The following is a 22,237-nucleotide window of genomic DNA, read 5'->3' as shown; positions in this document are numbered from 1 at the left end:
TTGCGCCGGCGGCAGGAGAGGAGGGAGGCGCGATGTCCCAGGGAAATATCTTTGCCAAGCTGGACAATGAGTATTACCAGCTGACAGGCTCGGAAAAAAAGGTGGCCGACTATGTGGCCACCCACCCAAACCAGACACAGTTTATGTCCATCTCGGAGCTGGCGGAGGAGTGCGGCGTGGCGGAGGCAACCATCTCCCGCTTCTGCCGGCGGATGAAGTACAAGGGCTACAGCGCGTTCAAGCTGGCGGTGGCCAACTCCCTGGCCAGCCGGGACGCCTATAGCCCCCTGTCAGGAGAGGTCCTGCCGGGAGACACGGTTTTGGACATGTGCAAAAAGATCTACAGCGCGGATGTAGGGGCCATGGCACAGACCCTGGCCCTGATCCGCCCTGAGGCCATCACCCAGGCCGCCGACCTGCTGCTGGGGGCGGAAAAAGTGCTGTGTATGGGTCAGGGGGGGTCTATGATTCTGGCCCAGGAGGCGGCGCACCTCTTCTCCACGGCCATGCCGGGCTTTTTCGCGGTGTGGGACTCCCATATGCAGGCCATCGCCGCCTCTCAGATGACCCCGCGGGATGTGGTGCTCTATTTTTCCTACTCGGGATCCACCCGGGACGTGGTGGACGTGCTGAAAGTGGTGAGAAAGCGGGGAGGAAAGAGCATTCTTATCACCCGTTTTCCCAAATCTCCTGGGGCGGCGTATGTGAACGTGGTGCTCCCGTGCGGCTCAAAGGAGGACCCCTATCAGCTGGGCTCTGTGGCGGCGCGGGTGGCCCAGCTCTTTCTGGTGGACGTTCTGTTCAGTGAGATCTGCCGGCGGGATATTGAGGGCTGCCGTACGCGGCGGGAGCAGGTGGCGGATGTGCTGTCCAACCTGCACATCTGATTGGGAGAATCTGGATGTGAAAAAAATTTGCAGAAAAAAACAAAGTTCAAAATTTGTTTGAAACCCCTATTGACAAACAGGCCCAGTAATTGTACAATTCATACAGAATTGCTTCACAGGGAAGCAAGATTTTTATCCAGAAATGGAAGCAATAAAGGAGGAGTTCGAAATGAATCTGAAAAAGACGCTTGCATTCGCCCTGTCTCTGTCCATGGCGGTCTCCATGGCCGGCTGCGGCGGCACCGGCAGCGCCCCCAGCACGGCGCCCAGTACCGCGCCTGACTCCCAGCCCTCCGCCCCCGCGGTCTCTGACAGCGGCGGCGGCGCCACCGGAGAGCAGGTCACCATCAAGTGGTGGGCGTTCCCCACCTTCGGTGTGGACAGCGGCTACGAAGAGGAAGTGATCGCTGCCTTTGAGAAGGCTAACCCCGACGTAAAGGTGGAGCTCACCACCATCGACTTCACCAGCGGTCCGGAGCAGCTCACCTCCGCCATCACCGCCGGCACCGCCCCCGACATCCTGTTTGACGCCCCCGGCCGTATCATTGAGTACGGCAACGCCGGCAACCTGGTGGCGCTGGATGACATGTTTGACTCCGCCTACCTGGCCGACGTGACCAACCAGGGCGTGCTGGAGGCCTGCAAGGGCGCCGGCGGCACCTACTACATGTACCCCATCTCCTCTTCCCCCTTCTACATGGGCCTGAACAAGGAGGCGCTGGTGTCCTCCGGCGCGATTGAGTTCGTCAATCTGGAGGGGGACCGCACCTGGACCACGGAGGATTTCCAGAACATGTGTGCCAAGCTGGCTGAGAACGGCGCCACTGCGGTGCCCGGTATCGTCTACTGCGGCGGCCAGGGCGGCGACCAGGGTACCCGCGCGCTGGTGAACAACCTGTATTCCTCCACCATCGTGGGTTCTGACGGCAAGTGGAACATCGACGCCAACGGCGTGAAGGCTCTCCAGCTCCTGGCCGACATGTACAGCAAAGGCCATCTGGACGCCGGCTTCTCCATGGCGGCCGCAGACGAGCTGCAGCAGTTCCAGCAGGAGACCGCCGCCATGACCTTCTGCTGGGGCACCTCTAACGAGGTCTCCTACGCCACCGAGGACTTTACCCAGGAAGCCGTCCCCTTCCCCTCTGACGACGGCGTGCCTGAGCTGGAGTACCTGGTCAACGGCTTCTGCGTGTTCGATAATAAGGACGCCGCCCGGGCGGACGCCGCCAAGCGGTTCCTGAAGTTCATCTGCGACGACAGCGAGTGGGGCCCCCAGAGCGTCATTAAGACCAACGCTTTCCCCGTGCGTGACTCCTTCGGCGATCTGTACCCCGGCGATGAGCACAAGGCTCTGCTGGCCTCCTGGACCCAGTACTACGGCCCCTACTACAACACCAAGGACGGCTTTGCCACCATGCGTCCCCTGTGGTTCAACATGCTGCAGAACGTGTTCAATGGAAACGACGTCCAGGCTGAGGCCGACAACTTCAACACTCAGGCGAACGCTTAATCTCTAAACCACAGCGGAGCTCCCTCCCTCTGAGGGTATTGGGGGGAGGGAGCTCTTCTACCAATCAGACATATAGTCAAATTGTCAAGAGGGAGGGAAATGCGTATGGCAAAGGGTTCCAAACGGAGCCTTGTGCTCCAGCGCAGAGAGACTGGAGTTTCCTATCTGTTCCTGCTTCCAGCGCTGATCTTTTTCCTGGGATTCGTCATTTACCCTATGCTGATGGGCATTATCACCAGCTTTACAGATGCCAGCTTCGCCAACCAGAGCAACGGGAAATTTATCGCGTTTGATAATTATATCCGGCTGTTCAACGACCCGGTCTTCAAAAAGTCCGCCGTCAATACTGTGATTATCGTTGTGGCGGCGGTGCCTACTGTTACCGCTTTCTCGCTGTGGGTGGGCTCCGCTATCTATAAGATGAAAGCTTGGACCCGCTCCTTCTTCCGCTGCGTATTCTACCTGCCTGTGGTCACCGGCTCCGTGGCGGTAGTGGTGGTGTGGAAGTGGATGTTCGATAAGTACAACGGCCTGTTTAACTATGTCATCAAGGCGTTTGGCGGCAAGCCTCTGCCCTGGACGGAGAGCGCCACCATGGCCATCTGGTGTATTATCATCATCCTGTTTACCACCTCCATCGGTCAGCCCATCGTGCTCTACGTGGCGGCCTTGGGCAATGTGGACAACTCTTTGGTAGAGGCGGCTCAAGTAGACGGCGCCACCAACCTCCAGACGTTCTGGAAAATCAAGTGGCCCTCTATCATGCCCACCACCCTGTATGTGGTCATCATCACCACCATCAACAGCTTCCAGTGCTTCGCGCTGATCCAGCTGCTGACCAGAGGCGGGCCGCTGTACAGTACCAGTACAGTCATGTACCTGCTGTATGAAACGGCCTTTATCACCAGCAAGGATTTCGGCTATGCCGACGCCATGGGCGTGGTCCTGGCCATCGTAATCGCCATCTTCAGCGCCATTCAGTTCAAGGTCATGAATGGCGGAACGACAGAATAAGGGGAGGCAGGGACGATGAGACAAGAAAAGAAGATTTCCCCCTATTTTATCGTGTCCGTGATTTTGTTGGTGCTGCTGGCCATTTTCTTCATCTTCCCCTTATACTGGATCATCACCGGTTCTGTCAAGGAGAAAAGCGACATCATCGTCAAGGCTGGCCAGTCGGTAAAATGGATCCCCACCTCCATTTCATGGGACAACTATGCCCGCCTGTTTAAGAGCAGCACCCAGTTCTTTGGCGCGAAAATTCCTATGGCCATCCGCTGGCTCTTCAACAGTGTATTTATCTCTGTGGTGGCCATGCTGCTGACCTGCGTTACCGCCTCCCTGGCAGGCTACGTGCTGGCGAAGAAGCGTTTCTGGGGCCGCGGCGTTGTGTTCTCCCTGTTTGTGTGCGCCATGGCGCTGCCCAAGCAGGTCATCCTTATCCCGCTGCTCCAGCAGGTGTCCAATATGGGATTTTTGAGCTCGAAAACGCCCGTTTTGTCCGAAGTACTGCCCCTGTTCGCGGTGATTTGCCCGGTGGTAGGCTGGCCCTTCGGCGTATTCTTGATGAAGCAGTTCTCGGAAAACATCCCCACCTCTTTGCTGGAGGCGGCCCGTATTGACGGCGCCGGAGAGCTGACCACCTTCATCAATGTGGCGTTCCCCATCATTAAGCCCGGTTTCGGCGCTTTGGCTATTTTTACCTTTATTAATGCCTGGAATGAGTATCCCCTCCAGCTGGTTATGCTTCAGCAGGATTCGGTAAAGACCATTTCCCTGGGCATTGCATCCCTCCAATCAGAGATGTCCAACGATTATGGACTGATTATGGCGGGCGCGGCTCTGGCCGCGGTTCCCATTATCATCGTGTTCCTGTGCTTCCAAAAATACTTCACCCAGGGTATTACCATGGGTGCTGTAAAGGGATAACATCACACCGGCGCCGGCGGGCCGCGGGGCGGCAGCGCCCTGGGGTCCGCTGGCGTTGTGTATGCGCATATTTTAAGATGTGGAGTGATATAGTATGAACAGCAAAAAATACAGCGGCGTACTCCCGGCATTCTACGCCTGCTACGACGGCGAGGGCAGAGTGAGCCCCGAGGGCGTCCGGGCCCTGACCCGCTACCTGATCGGGAAGGGCGTCAACGGCCTGTATGTGGGGGGATCCTCCGGCGAGTGCATCTACCAGAGCGTGGAAGAGCGCAAGCTGACTCTGGAGAATGTCATGGCCGAGGCTAAGGGAAAGGTGACCATCATTGCCCATGTGGCCTGCAACAACACCGCTGACAGCTGCGAGCTGGCCGCCCACGCGGAGCGCCTGGGAGTGGACGCCATTGCCTCTATTCCCCCCATCTACTTCCACCTCCCTCCCTACAGCATCGCGGAGTACTGGAACGATATTTCCGCTGCCGCGCCCAATACGGACTTTATCATCTACAACATCCCCCAGCTGGCCGGGGTAGCCCTGAACGTACCCCTGCTCCAGGAGATGAAGAAGAATCCCCGGGTGATCGGCGTGAAAAACTCTTCCATGCCAACCCAGGATATCCAGATGTGGAAGGACGAGGGCGTCATTGTCTTCAACGGGCCGGATGAGCAGTTCATTTCCGGCTTGGCCATGGGAGCGGACGGGGGCATCGGCGGCACCTACGCCGCCATGCCGGAACTCTTCCTAAAAGTCTACGCCCTCTTCCAGGAGGGGAAGATGGACCAGGCGCGGCAGATTCAAAACGAGATTTGCCGCATTATCTACAAGCTGTGCTCCACCCATGGCAATATGTACGCCGCGATTAAAGCCATTCTGGCGAAGCGGGGCGTAGACTGCGGCAGTGTGCGCAAGCCGCTGACCGCGCTGGCTGACAGCGACAGAGCCATTGTGGACGCCTGTGCGGCCCAGATTGACGCGGCGATTGCGCAATTCTGCAAATAAATCCTATGGGGATTTGAGAATTCAGGAGGAAAGTCGGAATGAGAGTCTATCTGTCAGAGGACTATAAGTCTATGAGCCGCCGGGCCGCCAATATCCTCTCCGCCCAGGTAATTACCAAACCGGACAGCGTACTGGGTCTGGCCACCGGTGGCACCCCGGTGGGGGCCTACCAGCAGCTGGTGGAGTGGTATCAAAAGGGAGATCTCAGCTTTGCCGAGACCCGCAGCGTCAATCTGGACGAGTATTACGGCCTGTCCCCCCGCCACGAGCAGAGCTACCGGTATTTCATGCAGGTCAACCTCTTTGACCACATTGATATCAAATATGAGAATACCCATGTGCTGGACGGGTTGGCCAAAAGCCCTGTGGCGGAGTGCGCCCGGTATAACCAGCTGATCCGCAGCCTGGGAGGGATCGATCTCCAACTGCTGGGCATGGGGCACAACGGCCATATCGCCTTCAACGAGCCCGGGGACGGCTTTGAGCTGGAAACCCACCTGGTCACCTTGACAGAGAGTACCATTGAGGCCAATACCCGCTTTTTTGGGCGCCGGGAGGATGTACCCCGCCAGGCGCTGAGCATGGGCATCAAGAACATCATGCAGGCCCGGCGCATTCTTATCATGGTCAGCGGAGAGGCCAAGGCGGATATCGTCTGCCGGGCTTTCCGCGGTCCCATCTCCACCCAGGTGCCTGCCTCTATTTTGCAGCTGCACCCAGACGTGACGCTGGTGGGCGACCGGGAGGCGCTCCACAAACTGGTAGAGGCTGGTGAACCGGTATGCGGCTGACAGGCGCACAAGTTTATAGCGGAAAAGACGGCTTCGTCCAGCGGGACGTATGCACGGACGAGAGCTGGATCAGCGAGGCCAGCGGCGACGGCAAGACCGCCAGCCTGAAGGGATGCTATATCATCCCCGGCCTGACGGATCTCCACTTCCACGGCGCAAAGGGCCACGACTTCAGCGATGGAGACCCTGAAGGGCTCCAGGTTATCGCGGACTATGAGCTGTCCCGGGGCGTAACGCAGATCTGTCCCGCGGGAATGACCCTGGCGGAGGATCAGCTGCTCAAAGTGTGTAAAAACGCGGCCCGCCACCGCAAGACCAGTACCAGCGGCGCCCTGCTGTGCGGCGTCAATCTGGAGGGCCCCTTCCTCTCCCAAGCCAAAAAGGGCGCCCAGAATGCCGACTGGCTCCACGCGCCTGATGTGGAAATGTTCCGTCGCCTGAACGAGGCTGCAGACGGGCTGGTCAAGCTGGTATCCGTGGCCCCGGAGGAGCCCGGCGCCCTGGACTTCATCAAGGCGGTAGCCGACGAGGTGACGGTGTCCATCGCCCATACCACGGCGGACTACGACACCGCCCTGGCGGCCTATCAGGCCGGCGCCCGGCAGGCCACCCATCTCTTTAACGCCATGCCGGCCTTTACCCATCGGGCGCCCGGTGTGGTGGGGGCGGCCTTTGACACCTCAGACTGCCGGGTGGAGCTGATCTGCGACGGCGTGCATATCCACCCCAGCGTGGTGCGGGCGGTGTTCGCCATGTTCGGGTTCAAGCGTGTGATCCTGATCAGTGACACCATGCGGGCGGTGGGAATGCCTGACGGGGATTACACCCTGGGCGGACAGGCGGTGAAGGTGAACGGCAAGTACGCCACTCTGGCCGACGGCACCATTGCCGGCTCCGCCACCGATCTGATGAGCTGTATGAAGACAGCGGTGTCCTTCGGCATCCCCCTGGACGTGGCGGTGCGGGCGGCGGCGGTTAACCCCGCCAAGGCCATCGGCATCTACGGCCGGGTGGGCAGCGTAGAGAGCGGAAAGCTGGCTAATCTGGCGGTACTGGACGAAAATCTGGAGCTGAAAGCGGTTCTCTTTAAGGGTCAGGTAGCTCACGGAACTTTATAAAATTTGCCCATGTTTTCCTTGAAAAAGGATGCAAATTCTGTCATAATAGAGATGTCCCCCTGGGCGCGGCGGCGTCCAAACAGTTCAGCGCCCCGCCTTACTCCATTTCTATAGGGCGGGGAGAGCGGTAAAAAAGGAGGAAAACCCGCCGGCCGGCGGTGTGGCAGTGTGGAGACCTGTCACAAAGTCCGGGGAGTTCAGCTCTCCCGCGGACGAAAGAGTGTGCGCGGAGGCGCCGCTCTTACGGCCACAGAAGCATGGCAACTGTATCTCTGAAAGGCGTCAAGAAGATCTATGACAACAAGGTGACCGCTGTCCACGACTTCAATCTGGAGATTGCGGACAAGGAGTTCATCGTCTTGGTCGGACCCTCCGGCTGCGGCAAGTCCACCACCCTGCGGATGATCGCCGGGCTGGAGGATATCTCAGAGGGAGATCTGCACATCGGCGACAAGCGAATGAACGATGTGGAGCCCAAGGATCGGGACATCGCCATGGTGTTCCAGAACTATGCCCTGTACCCCCATATGACCGTGTACGAGAACATGGCGTTCGCGCTGAAACTGCGTAAAATGCCAAAGGATGAAATTGACAAGCGGGTGAAAGAGGCCGCAGAAATCCTGGACATCACCCAGTATCTGGAGCGCAAGCCCAAGGCCCTGTCCGGCGGCCAACGGCAGCGGGTGGCCATCGGCCGCGCCATCGTCCGCGAGCCCCAGGTCTTCCTGATGGATGAGCCGCTGTCCAATCTGGACGCCAAGCTGCGCAACCAGATGCGCGCCGAGATCATCAAGCTGCGCCAGCGCATTGACACCACCTTCATCTACGTGACCCACGACCAGACGGAGGCCATGACGCTGGGCGACCGTATGGTTATCATGAAGGATGGCTTTATCCAGCAGATCGGCACCCCCCAGGAGGTATTCGACCACCCCAATAACATCTTTGTGGCGGGCTTTATTGGAATGCCCCAGATGAACTTCTTTGACGCCAAGCTGGAGAAGACCGGCGACAGCTATACCATCAAGTGCCACGGCGCCACTGTGGTGCCTAGCGCTGAGATTATCGCCGGCCTGAAGGCGAGAAACGTGGACAGCATGGACATCACCCTGGGCGTCCGTCCGGAGCATATGTCCTTCGCCGCAGGAGCCGCAGAGAATACCATCAAGGGCCAGGTGGACGTGTCCGAGATGATGGGCAGCGAGGTCCACCTCCACGTCAATGCCGGCGGCAAGGACGTGGTGCTCCGCGTCCCCACCACCGACCTGCCGGAGGAGCAGCGGGGCGGCATCCCCTATGGGACCGAGGTATACTTTACCTTCCGCAGCGATTTGCTCCATCTGTTCAACGTATCCACCGAAGAGAACCTGCTGCCTTTGAAGTAAGCAGAAATGCCAGCCGCGCCATGGAAAGCCTCCATGGCGCGGCTTAGGCTGTCGAAAAAGGCTTCGCCTTTTCCGACAGCAGGGCTGCGGCCCGACTGCGCGCAGGTTGTGTCCGCTTTGGGCGGACACAACCCACACTTGCAGGCTGAGAAGTGTTTTCCCCGGCATACACGCCGCCGGGGAAAACGGATCTTATTCTCTTCGCGCCTGCGGGCGCGAACTCTGCGAGGCTTTTTCGACACGCTGAGCCGCGCCATGGAAAACTTCCATGGCGCGGCTGTTTTGTTATGAAACCGGCTTTCCCAACTCGTAAACGTATCCCCTGTGCCTGCGGGCTTGACTTTTCCCGTATTTGACAGTACCATTGTATCAAGAATGGGACAAAACATAAGTACGCACCAATAAGTATCGTACTTGCCTGAAGGAAGAGGGAAAATGAACGGACGCTGTATTTCACAGGAGCACCTTGGGGACACTGGTTTCAGCTACACCCTGTCCCTCATCAATGGAAAATACAAAATGACCATTCTCTATACCCTGATGGAATTCGGGGTGGTGCGGTTTAATGAGATGAAGAAATATATTGGGCGTATTTCCTATAAAACGCTCAGCGCCACGCTGAAAGAGCTGGAGGCGGACCAACTGGTACACAGGGAAGAATATCCGCAGATTCCGCCCAAGGTTGAGTATTGGTTGACAGAGCGGGGGAAATCTCTGATGCCCCTGCTGGACGGAATGTGTGAGTGGGGCGAAAAGAACAGACTTCCGACTGTGTAATGGGCGGCAGAGGGGGAGAATTAGATGGAGCGTTCCAAAGAAGAGCTGTCAGAGGCGAAGCGGCAGATTGATTCCATTATACATAAATTAAAAGAGGCAAAAAAGACGCTTCTATCCAAAGAAAATCCGAAAAAATATCAGTCGCAGATCACGCTGGCAGAGAGAAGAATCCAGGCCCTTGAGCTTGCAAACACGCTGATTGCGGACGAGATGGCCCGGAAGTAAGGAGAAGCGGCGGTCCAGGCGTGGGGGTCATGCGCTTCCATCCCACAGAACCGGGCCGGCGGTAAATTCTAGGCCGGCAGGCCGGGGAGTGGGGAAGCACAGGCCGTAGAGGCTGGTATACCGCTCCTCCAGGGCAAAAAGAGCCTGGGCCTGAGCGGGGAGGCGGCGGATATGGGCCGGTTTGACCAGGACAGGCAGAGATGCACTGCGGCGCATCTGCTTCAAAAGCTCCCGGCCCCGGGAACTCAGCCCCAGCACCCGAAGATAGAGGGGGGCTGGAGGGCGGTCTTCCTGGCGGATCCCCAGAAAAGCGCAGAGGGCCAGCCGGCGTATCCGGGCGTGGGCATACCGTTTGGTTTTGGCCAGGGAATAGAGCTGCTCCAGCGCGGCGGCCTGCCGGGCGGCGGCCAACAGACGGGCGGCCAGCCCCTCGCCGCTGTCAGGGAGGGCCTGAAGCTCTTCCAGAGAGGCGGAGCGCAGGCGGGCCAGAATCGCACGCTCGCACCAGAGCATAGAGGCGGGCTCCCCGGTCCAGGGTGCGGAAAGATAGGGCCGGGCCCGGCCGCCCGCCCCGGCGCGGATCCACTGCCGCAGAAGAGAGGCGGAGGCATAGCCGCCGGCCGCTTCCCCGTCGTGGGCGGCGCCCTGCCGGGGGATGGCGAGAGGGCGCATCTCTGTGGGCAGGGCCCGAAGATACTCCACAGCCAGGTTATTGTTGGGGGTGTCCAATACTGCCGCCACTGCCGGACCGGCCAGCGATTCTACCGCCTGCCGGCGGCGCAGGGCGAAGGGCTGGCCTGCTGCGGATGGGCGCTGGAGGGCCTGGGAAAAGGCGGGGCTGTTGAGGCAGTCCGCCGCCTGCCGGAGCGGGGCGGACACCCCCAATTCGCTGCCGAAGGAGAGGGTATCCACCACCCCTGTGGCGGCCAGGAGCGCGACAGCGCCCTGGGCGAAGCGCTCCGCCGAGGACACCGCCCACACCGTGGGCAGCTCCAGCACCACGTCCGCCCCGCCCTGAAGCGCCCAGGCGGCCCGCCGCCACTTGTCCGCCAGCGCACACTCTCCCCGCTGGACCCAGTTGCCGCTCATGGCACAGATAACAGGGGTATCCGCCCCCAGCAAACGGCGGGTCTGGGCAATATGATAGGCGTGTCCGGTGTGAAAAGGGTTATACTCCGCGACAATGCCGGCGACAGGCATAGTAAGGCCTCCTGCAAAAAAATTTCCCGTAAGGAGAGGAAAGCGGGTTGTTCTTTTGTCCAAAGTAAGTTACAATAATTGCAGGGATATTTCTGTACATTTTACTATATTGGTATCCACAGCGCAAGTGAAAGAAATAAAAGGAATAAAGGAGCGTTACGTGTCATGAAGGTTTTAGTCATCAACGCGGGCAGTTCTTCCCTGAAGTACCAGCTGCTGGACCCCAGTACGGAGGAGGTCCTGGCCCAGGGCCTGTGTGAGCGCATCGGCATCGACGGCCGCCTGACCCACAAGATCCCGGCCACCGGCGCCAAGCACGTCTTCGAGATCCCTATGCCCACCCATGCCGAGGCCATCCAGGCGGTGCTGGACGCCCTGACCAGCGCGGAGCACGGCGTGATCAAGAGCATGAGTGAGATTGAGGCGGTGGGCCACCGGGTGGTCCACGGCGGCGAGAAATTTGCCAAGTCCGTGAAGATTGACAGCGCGGTCATGGCCGCCATGGAGGAGTGCATCCCCCTGGCCCCCCTGCACAACCCTGCCAACCTCACCGGCATCAAGGCCTGCGAGAAGGTAATGCCCGGCGTGCCCATGGTGGCCGTGTTCGACACCGCCTTCCACCAGACCATGCCGGCCAAGAGCTATATCTACGCCCTGCCCTATGAGTACTACGAGAACGACAAGGTCCGCCGGTACGGCTTCCACGGCACTTCCCACAAGTATGTGGCTGGCCGTGCCGCCGCTATGCTGGGCAAGAAGATTGAGGACCTGAAGCTGATCTCCTGCCACCTGGGCAACGGCTCCTCCATCACCGCTGTGGACGGCGGCAAGAGCGTAGACACAACCATGGGCTTCACTCCCCTGGCCGGCGTACCCATGGGCACCCGCTCCGGCGATCTGGACGCGGGGATCCTGGAGTACCTGATGACCAAGTATAACATGGACATCAAGGAGATGCTGAATGTTCTGAACAAAAAGTCCGGCGTGCAGGGCATCTCCGGCGTGTCCTCCGACTTCCGCGACCTGGAGGAGGCCGCCAATAACGGCAACCAGCGGGCCGCGCTGGCGCTGGAGGCGTTCCAGTACAGCGTGCGCAAATTCGTGGGCGCCTATGCCGCCGCTATGGGCGGGGTGGACGCCATCATCTTCACCGCCGGCGTGGGCGAGAACGACGCCAACACCCGTATGGCCATCGCCTCCGGGCTGGAGTTTATGGGTGTGGAGATGGACGCGGAGGCCAACCAGGTCCGGGGCAAGGAGGCGGTGATCTCCGCCGCCGGCTCTAAGGTCAAGGTGCTGCTCATCCCCACCAACGAGGAGCTGATGATCGCCAAGGATACCGCCGAAATCGTGGGCAAATAATTTACAGCAAAACGCAACGGTTCAAGGGGTTCCTGCCGCCTGTGTGGCGGCAGGGATCCCTTGAATTTTCGCAAATTGGGAAGAAACGGTGGACAAACCGGACGGATGACGGTAAAATAAAAAGACAGGCGGTTTGCCTAGGAAACGATTGGTAAAGGAGAACTCCTTCTATGATAAAGGTCCTCTATCTGCTGAATTTTGCAGGCAAGGCCGGTACAGAGCGCTATGTGGAGACGTTGGTCCGCTATCTGGACCACAACAAAATCGAGGCCCACTTTGCCTACAACGTGGAGGGGCTGCTGGTGGAGCGGCTCCAGGAGCTGGGGGTGCCCTGCCGGCGGATTGAGATGCGCCGCCGGTTCGACTTCCGGGCGGCTAAGGAGCTGGCGGAGCTGTGTAAGGCCTGGGACATCGATCTGGTCCACTGCCACTACCTGCGGGAGCACTACACCGCCCTGTTGGCCAAGAAATACTGCCCCAGCCTGAAGGTAGTGTATACCAGCCACTTTGTTATGGCAAATGACCCAATCACCCGGCTGTCCAACCGCTGGCTGGACAAGCGGCAGGACCGGATTATCGCCGTATGCAACCGGGGCAAGGAGCAGCTCATCGCCAACGGCTGGAGCGGCGATCGAATTGAGGTGGTCTTCAACGCGGTGGACCCGGCGGTGTGGGCGGGGGACCGGAGCGAGTCCACCCTGCGGCAGGAGCTGGGCCTGCCGGAGGACCAATTTGTGATGCTGTGCGCCTCCCGCTTCGCGGCGGACAAGGGCCACAAATATCTGATTGACTCCGTCAAGCGGCTGACTGCCATTACCCAGACGCCCTTCACCCTGGTGCTGGCGGGAGACGGCCCTCTGCTGGAGCAGACCCAGAACCAGGTAAAAGAACTGGGCCTGGAGGACTGCGTCCGCTTTATCGGCTTCCGGAAGGACATCAAGAACCTCTACAAGGGGGCGGATCTGTACGTCAACTCCTCCGAGCATGAGGCGCTGTCCTATCTCATCATTGAGGCCATGGCCGCGGGCCTGCCTGTCATCGCCACGGATATGGCGGGCAATGGGGACATTGTCAACGACGACACCCGCTGCGGCCTGCTGGTGGCCTATGACGACCCGGTGTCCATGTCGGATGCCATGAGGCGCCTGATGGAGGACAAAAATCTTCTGGAGCGGTGCCGGCGCCGTGCGCTGGAGACCGTTGAGGAGCGCTTTGAGATTAACAAGTGGATGGCGCAGACCTTTGGAGTTTACGGGCAGGCCATGAACCGGCGGGAGGGCGTATGAGAGCGCCCTGGAAACGCCGTCAGGCGTAGGGAGGATATACCGATGGCAGTGATAGAAAACAGCGTCCTGATCCGTCTGATTGCCGGACTGTGGGCGGCGTTGTCCAGGGCCTGGGGGAAAAGTGTTGTGGGCCGCGCGCTGGAGTGGATGGGCGGCGCCGCCGCAAACTGGACAAAGGGGAGTGGGGTTTGTGCTTTCCTGAGCCGGGAGGGAACCCTGCCCAGATACTGGCCCGGCAGCCTAAGCCACACTCTATTTACAGTAATTGTAAACTTCCCCTGCGCCCTGGCCCGTTGGCTCTACCGAAAAGGGGAGAAAATCTGGAACGGCAGCGTAGCCTTCCAGACGGTGTCCGCCATGGGGGGGGTCAGCTTCTTCTTCCTAGGGCTGCTGATGCTGGTGATGCTGGTGGTCCCACACGACAGGTGGAACAATTTCTACGGCCTGCTGGGGGCCTTTGGGGTTGCGGCTCTCTTTGCGGTGGGCAGCGCCGTCCGGCCCAAGCGCCGGCTGGAACCCGCTTTCTTCGGTCCGTATCTGCCCCTTTATCTCATCTGTATCGGCAGCGCTCTGGCCATCAGCCTGTCCACCAAGCTGTCCATGCGCTTTTTCTCCTTCCACGTGATCTCCTTTCTGCTGATGCTTCTGGTGGTGAGCTCCATCCATAAGCCTCAGCAGCTGAAGCTGGTCATTGCACTGGTCGTCGTCGGCGTGGCGGTGGCGGCCCTGTATGGGTGCTACCAGGGCTATGTGGGGGTTGAGATTGTGGCCTCCCAGCAGGATTTGCGCCTGAACGCCGGGATGCCGGGGCGGGTGTACTCCTTCTTTGACAACCCCAACAATTTTGCTGAGGTGCTGGTGATGCTCATCCCCCTGGATCTGGCCCTGGTGCTGTGTGCCAAGACCTGGCGGGGGAAGCTGTGGGCGTTCCTGGCCCTGGTGCCCTGCGTGGCGGCGATCGGGTTTACCTACTCCCGGTCTGGATGGATTGGACTGTGTCTGGCGGTGGTGATCTTCCTGGCGCTGGAAAACTGGCGGCTGGTGCCTCTGATGATTGTCCTGGGCCTGTGCGCCATTCCCTTTTTGCCGGAGACCATCTACAACCGTATTCTCACCATCGGCAATCTGAAGGACTCCTCCACCAGCTACCGCTTCGCCATCTACGACGCCACGGCGGAACTGATGGGCGATTACTGGTATCGGGGCGTGGGCCTGGGCAGCGACGTGATGCAGCGGGTGTTCCGGGGTTACCCTGCCATGTTTGACGGCAGCTTCCCCATCCACACCCACAACAACTACCTGCAAATGTGGGGGGAGACCGGCATTTTGGGGCTGATCTCTTATTTGGCGGTGCTGGCCTACGGGGTGAAGTGCGGCCTGAAGGCCTATTACCAGACCATGGACCGGCAGGTGCGGCATATTCTGGCCGCGGCTCTGGGCGCCTTTGGAGGGATCCTGGTCATCGGTATTGCGGAGTACACCTGGTTCTACCCTCGGAATATGTTCGTCTATTGGTTCCTCTTCGGCGTAATCATGTGCTGCGTCAAGCTGGGCCATCCCCGCAGGGCGGAGAAGGGCCGGCAGGCCCAAAACTAAGGAAACACAAAGGAGGACATCGGAAGCCGTCGGTTTCCGGTGTCCTCCTTTTGCGCGGCCAGCTTTTGGGCCACTCAGGGCAGCATTCCCCGCAGAAGCTCCACCGCGCTCTGGACCAGCTTTGCCATGGACAGATCCGGTACGCCGGCCACGGTGGTGTCGCACTGGCTGACGGGGATCAAAATACGCTTGGCCGGACTCTGGCCCACGGCGGCGGCCATTGCGGGCGTAATCTCCCCCAGCATGGCGTCGGCAATGACAATGCCCATGGGGCCCAGAATCACGTCCGCCCTGGCGCAGCAGACTTTGACCGCGTTTTCCCCTGTAGCGGCGCTGTCCGCGCCGGCCCGGAGCATGGCGGCGGTGGCGGCGCTGTTGGTCCCCACAGCCAAAATCTCTGTGGCGGGGCATCGCTCCTTCAAGGCGGCCACCAGCTGCCGTCCCAGTCCGCCGCCCTGTCCGTCCACAACAAGAATCCGCAAGGGGGATCACCTCCGTTCCAATCTCGTGAGAGGATTATCCCACAGGAGGGAGGACTGTGTCAAGGCTGAGGGCGGCCCGCCGTCCGCGGGAATTTCTGTGTTTGAAAAGTATTGTACTTGCAATCCCGGGAGCGGGGGGGTATAATAAAGCGTCAGAGGCCGGCAGGCCGTCTTCTGATATGTTTTGAGATACAAGGAGTGATATGCGCCGTGAACAGCGACCCATGGAGTCGAAAACGAAACAGGAAAAGAGCGGCGCGGATCACCGGCTTCACCCGATAAGGGCTGTCACACCGTGTGGACTGTAGCCGCTGTGCCGGTGCGCCCGCGTCGCGCGCCGGACGGAGACAACAGAACGCGCGGGTTTTTTATGCCTTTTTGGCCCGACCCGCCGGGAAAGGCGTGAGGAAAATGCTTACTATTCATAAGACCATTGACGGAAAGATGCAGCGGCTGGACACCCTTCAGGACGGCTGCTGGGTTAATCTCACCTACCCCAGCGAGGATGAGCTCAACACCGTGGCGGCGACGCTGGCGGTGGAGCCCTCCTTCCTCCGGGCCGCCCTGGACGAGGAGGAGACCTCCCGCATTGACACCGAGGACGGACAGACGCTGCTGATCATCGACGTGCCGGCGGTGGAGAAGGACGACGCTGTGGTGTACTCCACCCTGCCCCTTGGCATCATCGTAACGGAGAAGCACATTATCACTGTCTGCCTCAAGGAGTCCTCCATTATCAAGGACTTTCAGGACGGACTGGTCCGCAATGCGGAGACCCAGAAGCGCACCAGCTTTATCCTGTACATGCTGCTGCGGGTGGCCAAGCGCTTCCTCCAGTACCTGAAGCAGATTGACAAGATCTACAGCTATATGGAGCGCCAGCTCTATAAATCCCAGCGGAACAAGGAGCTGATTCAGCTTCTGGATCTGGAAAAGTCCCTGGTCTACTTCAATACCTCTCTCAAGGCCAACGAGGTCACTTTGGAAAAGATCCTCCGGGGGCGGATTATTACCCTCTATGAGGAGGATCATGACCTGCTGGAGGATGTGCTGATCGAGGTGCGGCAGGCCATTGAGATGGCCAATATTTACTCCTCCATTATCTCCGGCATGATGGACGCTTTCGCGTCGGTGATCTCCAACAACCTGAATGTGATTATGAAGGTGCTCACCTCCATCACCATTTTGCTCACCATTCCCAACATTGTCTTCGGCTTCTACGGCATGAACGTAGCGGGGCTGCCCCTAGACCAGTTTTGGTGGTTCCCTCTGGTCATTGCCGGCGGTATCATCGGAATCGTGGCTGTTGTGCTGAAGAAGACGGATCTATTTTAAGTTTAAGCACGCTGCGGATTCAATACGCAGACAAGGGCATACAAAAACCCCAACCCCCCAGCACGGCACAGGCGCTGGGACGGTTGGGGTGATTTTTACTCATTAGGCAAAGAAGGCGTGGGAGCCAATGGTGGCCACCCGGACCCGATTGCGGCTGGCCCAGCTGTTGGGCGAGGTGTTGGGGTTGATGAAGTACAGGCTGTTGCCTGCGGTGTTGACCCCCTCCAGACACAGCTTGGCGGCAATGACGCTCTCTGCGTTGGGCTCCTGGTTGATGGCGCCGCTGCCGGCGGGAGTAAACTGGTTTTTCTGGAAAATAACATCCTTCACCGTATTGGGGAATTTGGAATTGGCCACACGGTTGAGCACTACGTTGCCCACGGCGATTTTCCCTTCCAGACTCTGGTTGCCGCTCTCGGCGGAGATAATGCGGGAGAGCCAGTAGAGATCCTCGCTGTTGTAAGTGGCCTCGTCAGAGGGAATCGGGCCGGTGTCGGATACAAAGGAGACTGTCTGAGTCTCTCCATCCCAGTAGACCTGGGCGCCAAGGGCCTGAGCCAGTACACGCGCGGGGACCAGGATACTCTGTTCCTCAATCTGTATCTCTTCGGGAACGTAGAGATAGCGGCCGTTGGCGACCAGATACTGGGCGCCGGGGCGGATATGAAGGGTCAGGCCCTCCGCCCGGACGACAGCTTCGCCATTCTCCCACACCGCGGTGGCGTCGGGGTACATGGCGGATACAACGGGCCAATAGGCCACATAGGTGCTGCACTCTACGGCTCTGGTTATTGTGGTAGGAGCCAGCTCGGTCTCATCCACAATAACACCGATACTGCTCTCGGCGGCGGCCGCATGGGCACTCAGGCTCAAACCAAGAGCCAGGCTGAGCACCAGGCAGGACACTCGCTTCTGCATAATTGGGGTACCTCCTGTTACTGAACTGTTTACAATCTGTTACTTGTGCGTACCGGATTGTAACCATATTGTAACTTATTTTCGCCCAATTTGCAAGAAAAACTTTTGTCGAATCGCGAAAGTCATTGTGCCGCAACGGGTTTGGAGAAAACCAGGCCGGTGAATCTGCCGCTGTAGATTCCAAATTGTTACAAAAATAGTTACAATTCGTTACAGCCCGCGCCAAGGGATAAGGACCGGAAATCCGGTGAAAAAAGAGGGGTGTCTCCGGCCAGATATACCCCATGAGAGGTTAGGGACTGAATACGGGCGCTTAGACCAGAACGCCGTCCCGGGCGACCACCCGGCCGTCTTTAAGCACCCACAGCCGGCGGCTGAGAGATTTCAGGGCGTCGGAGGGGGTTGGGGCGTCGATGACAGTCAGATCGGCCCGGCAGCCCGTATCCAGGCCGTAACCGGTGAGCAGGCAGTTTTGAGCGGCGGCATAGGTGCCCATATGGAAGACCTTGTCCAAGGCGTCCCGGGTGCCGTACTGCATGACCTGGGCGGTGAAGAGCCCCTCCTCCAGCATATCTCCATTGCCGAAGGGGCGGAAGGGGTCCCGAATGTTGTCTGAGGCATAGGCGATGTTTACCCCGGCCTGGAGGAAATCGTGGATACGGGTGACACCCCGTCGGATGGGCTGGGCATCTTCCCGTCCCCGCAGGTACATATTGCAGGAGGGGAGGGTGATGACGTTTATCTTTGCCTGGGCAGCCAGCTCGATGAGCGGCTTTGCCTCCTCGTCCGGCAGGGCGCTGAGGGTGGTGAGGTGGCCGCAGGTCACCCGGCCCTCCATCCTGGTATCAATGGTCTTTTGGCAGATGTAGGCGAAGGCGTTGGCGTCAGGGATGTCCTTCTCGTCCACATGGAGGTCGATGGGCAGGGAGAACTGCTCCGCCTTGCGGAAGATGGCGTCAATCCGCGCCCGATAATCCGGCATTCCATAGGGAAAGCCGCCGATGAAGTCCACACAGCCCTGCCGGGCCAGCTGGTCCAGCTGGTCAATCAGCGCGCTGTCCCCGTCGTCAGGCCAGGGGACGATGTTGAGAATATCCGCCCGGCCGGCATATTCCTCCTTCAGCTCCCGGTGGGCATAGACCGACTCCAGGCCCCAGATGCCGTTGCAGTATACGTGGGATTTCAGCGTGGAGGAGCCATGGGCGATCTCCCAGTCGATAACCTGCCGGGCCCGGCGCTTTACATCCTCCCGCACCTGGTCTCTGGGCAGGCTCTTGGCGTGGCGCAGCATGATCTGCACGGCGGCCCAGGTGTCGGTAGCATCCTCCTCCAGACCGGTGAGCACCTTGTCCAGGTGCATGTGGGAGTCCACGAAGGAGGGGGAGATGAGTGTTCCGGCGGCGTCAATTTCCAGCTCTGCCCGGCCGGGAAGGCTTGGACCAACCGCGGCGATTTTGCCGCCAGAGACGGCGATATCTGTTCCCGCGGCCATACCGAGGGGGGTTCCGCCCCGAAGGATGACTTGATACGATTCCATACAAAAGGACCTCCGTTTTGCCATTTATTTCTGAACACGGCTGGCAGTTTAATTATAATGCAGTAATACAGATTTTTACATGGACAATTCTTTATATATTTTGTATAATTCCATAGGATACCCATATTGTGACAAATCGTTTTGCACCAAAGGAAACGCGGGGGTTGCGTATGGCGAAAGAATTGAGATATCCCTTTATGGACTCCACCCACTCAGACGAGCTGGCGGAGCTGCTGCAGGAATTTGACTTTACGATCAACGGGTTCGGCCTGTGGCAGACCGAGCGGGAGACCCCGGTAGTAGAGGGCTACATCTGTGATTTTCAGCTGGCCTATGTAGCGGGAGGCGGGGTGAAGTTCTCCACCCGGGGGCGGGAGTATGACTGCCGCCGGGGCTCACTGATTCTGGTGGAGCCCTTTGTGGACTATATCACCCAGCTGGACGAGTCGGAGGAGCCGTTGATTTGCTATTCCATCCACTTTGATGTCAACCCGGAGTACCGCAAGCGGGAATTTGTCCAGTGCCTGCTGCGGGATGGGGGCAATGTCTTTCAGCCTGCGGAGCTGCCCCCCATGGACGGCATGTTTCAGGATCTGTACCGCTGCCACACCGACCGGGACCTGGGGATGATTTTACAGGTGGCCGCCCACCTGCGCCTAGCCTGTCTGTATATGCTGCGTTCCCGCTGGCCCAAGGGACAGGTGTCTGTCACCTACGCCAAGCCCACCTCCGCCCGGGAGATGGAGGTGGTCCGGCAGAGCATCCAGTATATCCAGGCCCATGTGGACAGCCCTCTCCGGGTGGGCGACCTGAGTGCTTCCCTGAGCATCAGCGAGAACTATCTCTATAAATGCTTCGTGGATGTGCTGGAGACTCCGCCCAGCCGGTATATCCAGCAGTACAAAATCCGGCTGTCGGTGGAGATGCTCACCACCTCCGGGCTGAGCGTGGAGGCGGTGGCGGAGCGGCTGGGGTACTCGTCTCTCTACCACTTCAGCAAGGCGTTCAAGCAGATCATGGGCTGCTCCCCAAGAAATTATATCAACCGCATCGCCTGCGGAACATTGTAAGGACCTGTATTCCCCAATTATGAATACAGGCTGTGCGGGAGATGCACGGGTCAAGCGTCCTAATATGAAATCCGCAAAAGAGGTTCCGCCGCAAAGTATTTTCTTTGTGGCGGAACCTCTTGATTTTACAGAATTTTTCCGTTGCTTTGACCAGAAAGTGGGAGGAGAGCAGTAAAGAATTGTATAAAACACATAAGGAATTGGCCATGTTCAAAAAAGCGGGGTCCCCGTATAATGAAACCAGCAACCCGGCAAGCTTGCAAACAGCCCACAGCGTATAACCTCGCATCCATCCGAACTTACCATGGAGCGCCTTAGGTACAGCGGTTGAACACGGGCGCTGAGAAAAGAGAACGAGGTGTGATTGATGGAAAAGAAGCAACAAGGCAAGCAGAAGATGAACATGCTTCTGGTAATCTGCATGGGTATCGGCTCAATCATCGGCGCCGGTATCTTCACCACCACCCCCATTGCGGTGAGCATGGTGGGCAAGTCGCTGGTATGGGTCTTCATTGTGGCTGCAATCTATGTCTGCCTGCGGATGCTGCCCTCTCTGGTGATGAGCTCCGCCCTGCCCGCCAACGGCGGCGACTACATGCACACCAGCCGGATGCTCCCCTATCCCTGCGCCATCTTCCTGACGCTGAAGAACATCGTCCACGGCACCATGAACATCGCGGTGCTCTCCCTGACCTGCGGACAGTACGTAAATATGCTCTTCCCCGCCATTCCCCAGACCTGGGCGGCTGTGGCCTGCGCCCTGATTTTCGCCACCCTGGGCACCTTCGGCGCCCGCATCAGCGGCATCGCGCAGACGGTATGCGTGGGCATTCTGCTGGTTGCCCTGGCGGTATTCATCTTCGGCGGCATCCCCCATATCAAGCCCGCCAACATTACGTTGGGCCAGGTGCTGGGCAACACCTTCCAGCTGGGCACGGTCTATGCCTGCCTGGGCCTGCTCAACTCCACCCTGATGGGCGGCAACTCGGTGATCGCCTTCGCGGAAGAGGTGGAGAACCCCGGCCGCGACATCCCCCTGGCTTTCATCATCGCCACTTTGGGCACCAGCGTGGTCTACGCCATCTTCGCCTATGTGGCCATCGGCGTGGCCGGCACGGAGAACATCCACCCTGGCCCCACGGGCTCCATCGGCGACGTGGCCGCCAGCTTCCTCAGCCCCGCCTGGCTGACCTTCTTCATCACCGGCGGCGCGCTGCTGGCCGTGGCCACCACCCTGAACGGCACCATGCTGATGATCGGATTCCAGGACATGGCCTCCGCCCGGGACTACATCCTCCCCGCCGGCCTGGGCAAGATGAACAAGTATAACGCCCCCTACGGCGGTATCTGGTTTACCACCACCATTTCTGTGATCGCCATTATCATTCCCCAGCTGGACCTGCCCACCATCCTGGCCGCCGGCACCTGTTCCACCATGTTCCTGGGCCAGCTGGGCATCTTCCCCCTGTTCGTGGTAAAGAAGTACTACCCCCTGAGCTATGAGCACTGCTTTATGAGCAAGATTCCCCACTGGCTGAATCTGGTTCTGGCCGTAGGCACTACTTACCTGTCCTTTGAGTACGGTATTGAGCTCTTCCGCGGCCTGAACGGCCTCCAGATCGGCATTCTGGCCGTGGCCCTGATCGGCGGCTACGCTGTCATTGAGGCCCGGGCCTATTGGCTGAAGAAGACCAAGGGCATCGACATGCACGCGAAGATCCGGGAGCCTTACGCCCCCTGGGTGGAGCGGGAGAAGGAGCTGGAAGCCCAGTACGGCAAGAGCAGCGCAAAGTAATCAATCGGACCCCCCTGGCCGGACGGCGTTCTGC

20 protein-coding genes are annotated in these 22,237 nt (G+C 59.2%); 16 read left to right on the top strand and 4 right to left on the bottom strand.

The genetic code is table 11. The annotated features are described in order from the left end of the window. Nucleotides 1-32: 32 nt before the first annotated feature. The 10 genes from D1159_RS08225 (at nt 33) to D1159_RS08180 (ending at nt 9,622) form a co-directional block, all read left to right on the top strand. A complete protein-coding gene (locus D1159_RS08225; RefSeq protein WP_161845186.1) occupies nt 33-887 on the top strand; it encodes a MurR/RpiR family transcriptional regulator in 855 nt (284 codons plus the stop codon). Nucleotides 888-1,056: 169 nt separating this feature from the next. Then, nucleotides 1,057-2,397 (top strand): extracellular solute-binding protein, encoded by a 1,341-nt coding sequence (locus D1159_RS08220; RefSeq protein ID WP_347563658.1) that lies wholly within the window; start codon nt 1,057-1,059, stop codon nt 2,395-2,397. Nucleotides 2,398-2,502: 105 nt separating this feature from the next. After that, nucleotides 2,503-3,411, top strand: a complete 909-nt coding sequence (locus tag D1159_RS08215; RefSeq protein ID WP_243152181.1) for a sugar ABC transporter permease — start codon at nt 2,503-2,505, stop codon at nt 3,409-3,411. A 15-nt stretch (nt 3,412-3,426) separates the two neighbouring features. Continuing rightward, nucleotides 3,427-4,326, top strand: a complete 900-nt coding sequence (locus tag D1159_RS08210) for a carbohydrate ABC transporter permease (RefSeq protein WP_161845184.1) — start codon at nt 3,427-3,429, stop codon at nt 4,324-4,326. A gap of 94 nt (nt 4,327-4,420) precedes the next feature. Further along, the gene (locus D1159_RS08205; protein WP_161845183.1) at nt 4,421-5,326 is read left to right on the top strand and encodes a dihydrodipicolinate synthase family protein; all 906 of its coding nucleotides are present in this window, start codon (nt 4,421-4,423) and stop codon (nt 5,324-5,326) included. Between the two features lie 38 nt (nt 5,327-5,364). Then, entirely contained in the window at nt 5,365-6,117 is a 753-nt protein-coding gene (nagB, locus tag D1159_RS08200; protein WP_161845182.1) for a glucosamine-6-phosphate deaminase, read from the top strand. Beyond that, a complete protein-coding gene (gene nagA, locus D1159_RS08195; RefSeq protein WP_161845181.1) occupies nt 6,108-7,235 on the top strand; it encodes an N-acetylglucosamine-6-phosphate deacetylase in 1,128 nt (375 codons plus the stop codon). The genes nagB and nagA overlap by 10 nt, the downstream gene beginning before the upstream one ends. Nucleotides 7,236-7,492: 257 nt before the next feature. Beyond that, the gene (gene ugpC, locus D1159_RS08190; protein ID WP_161845180.1) at nt 7,493-8,620 is read left to right on the top strand and encodes a sn-glycerol-3-phosphate ABC transporter ATP-binding protein UgpC; all 1,128 of its coding nucleotides are present in this window, start codon (nt 7,493-7,495) and stop codon (nt 8,618-8,620) included. 435 nt (nt 8,621-9,055) lie between these two features. Continuing rightward, entirely contained in the window at nt 9,056-9,397 is a 342-nt protein-coding gene (locus D1159_RS08185; RefSeq protein ID WP_161845179.1) for a helix-turn-helix domain-containing protein, read from the top strand. A gap of 24 nt (nt 9,398-9,421) precedes the next feature. Beyond that, on the top strand, nt 9,422-9,622 hold the full coding sequence (locus D1159_RS08180) for a hypothetical protein (protein WP_161845178.1): 201 nt from the start codon (nt 9,422-9,424) through the stop codon (nt 9,620-9,622). A 27-nt stretch (nt 9,623-9,649) separates the two neighbouring features. On the opposite strand, the gene D1159_RS08175 is transcribed toward D1159_RS08180, so the two are convergent. Then, entirely contained in the window at nt 9,650-10,822 is a 1,173-nt protein-coding gene (locus D1159_RS08175; RefSeq protein ID WP_161845177.1) for a nucleotidyltransferase family protein, read from the bottom strand. Between the two features lie 165 nt (nt 10,823-10,987). Between D1159_RS08175 and D1159_RS08170 the strand changes: the two genes are divergently transcribed. From D1159_RS08170 to D1159_RS08160, 3 genes are all read left to right on the top strand, one after another. Further along, nucleotides 10,988-12,184, top strand: coding sequence for an acetate kinase (locus D1159_RS08170; RefSeq protein WP_161845176.1), 1,197 nt, complete (start codon nt 10,988-10,990; stop codon nt 12,182-12,184). Nucleotides 12,185-12,354: 170 nt separating this feature from the next. Then, the gene (locus tag D1159_RS08165) at nt 12,355-13,470 is read left to right on the top strand and encodes a glycosyltransferase family 4 protein (protein WP_161845175.1); all 1,116 of its coding nucleotides are present in this window, start codon (nt 12,355-12,357) and stop codon (nt 13,468-13,470) included. 42 nt (nt 13,471-13,512) lie between these two features. Continuing rightward, on the top strand, nt 13,513-15,066 hold the full coding sequence (locus tag D1159_RS08160) for an O-antigen ligase family protein (protein WP_161845174.1): 1,554 nt from the start codon (nt 13,513-13,515) through the stop codon (nt 15,064-15,066). 74 nt (nt 15,067-15,140) lie between these two features. Here the strand turns inward: D1159_RS08160 and D1159_RS08155 are convergent, their stop codons facing one another. Continuing rightward, nucleotides 15,141-15,548: a DUF3842 family protein gene (locus tag D1159_RS08155; protein WP_161845173.1), complete on the bottom strand. Its 408-nt coding sequence runs from the start codon at nt 15,546-15,548 to the stop codon at nt 15,141-15,143. A 411-nt stretch (nt 15,549-15,959) separates the two neighbouring features. Here D1159_RS08155 and D1159_RS08150 point away from each other — a divergent pair, with 411 nt between their 5' ends. After that, a complete protein-coding gene (locus D1159_RS08150) occupies nt 15,960-16,883 on the top strand; it encodes a magnesium transporter CorA family protein (RefSeq protein WP_202620994.1) in 924 nt (307 codons plus the stop codon). A gap of 102 nt (nt 16,884-16,985) precedes the next feature. On the opposite strand, the gene D1159_RS08145 is transcribed toward D1159_RS08150, so the two are convergent. Beyond that, complete coding sequence (locus D1159_RS08145) at nt 16,986-17,801, bottom strand: cell wall hydrolase (RefSeq protein ID WP_161845172.1); 816 nt, start codon at nt 17,799-17,801, stop codon at nt 16,986-16,988. 313 nt (nt 17,802-18,114) lie between these two features. Then, nucleotides 18,115-19,338 carry an amidohydrolase family protein gene (locus D1159_RS08140; protein ID WP_161845171.1) on the bottom strand — a complete coding sequence of 408 codons (1,224 nt, stop codon included), beginning with the start codon at nt 19,336-19,338 and terminating at the stop codon, nt 18,115-18,117. Between the two features lie 170 nt (nt 19,339-19,508). Here D1159_RS08140 and D1159_RS08135 point away from each other — a divergent pair, with 170 nt between their 5' ends. Together D1159_RS08135 and D1159_RS08130 are read left to right on the top strand one after the other, a co-directional pair. After that, nucleotides 19,509-20,408 (top strand): AraC family transcriptional regulator, encoded by a 900-nt coding sequence (locus tag D1159_RS08135; RefSeq protein WP_161845170.1) that lies wholly within the window; start codon nt 19,509-19,511, stop codon nt 20,406-20,408. Nucleotides 20,409-20,775: 367 nt separating this feature from the next. Next, nucleotides 20,776-22,203 (top strand): APC family permease, encoded by a 1,428-nt coding sequence (locus D1159_RS08130; RefSeq protein WP_161845169.1) that lies wholly within the window; start codon nt 20,776-20,778, stop codon nt 22,201-22,203. Nucleotides 22,204-22,237 lie beyond the last annotated feature (34 nt).

Origin of the sequence: Pseudoflavonifractor sp. 524-17 (assembly GCF_009935845.1) — a bacterium.
Lineage (GTDB): Bacteria > Bacillota > Clostridia > Oscillospirales > Oscillospiraceae > Pseudoflavonifractor_A.
Note: the sequence above shows the minus strand (reverse complement) of the source record. Positions and strands in the feature narration are given on the sequence as shown.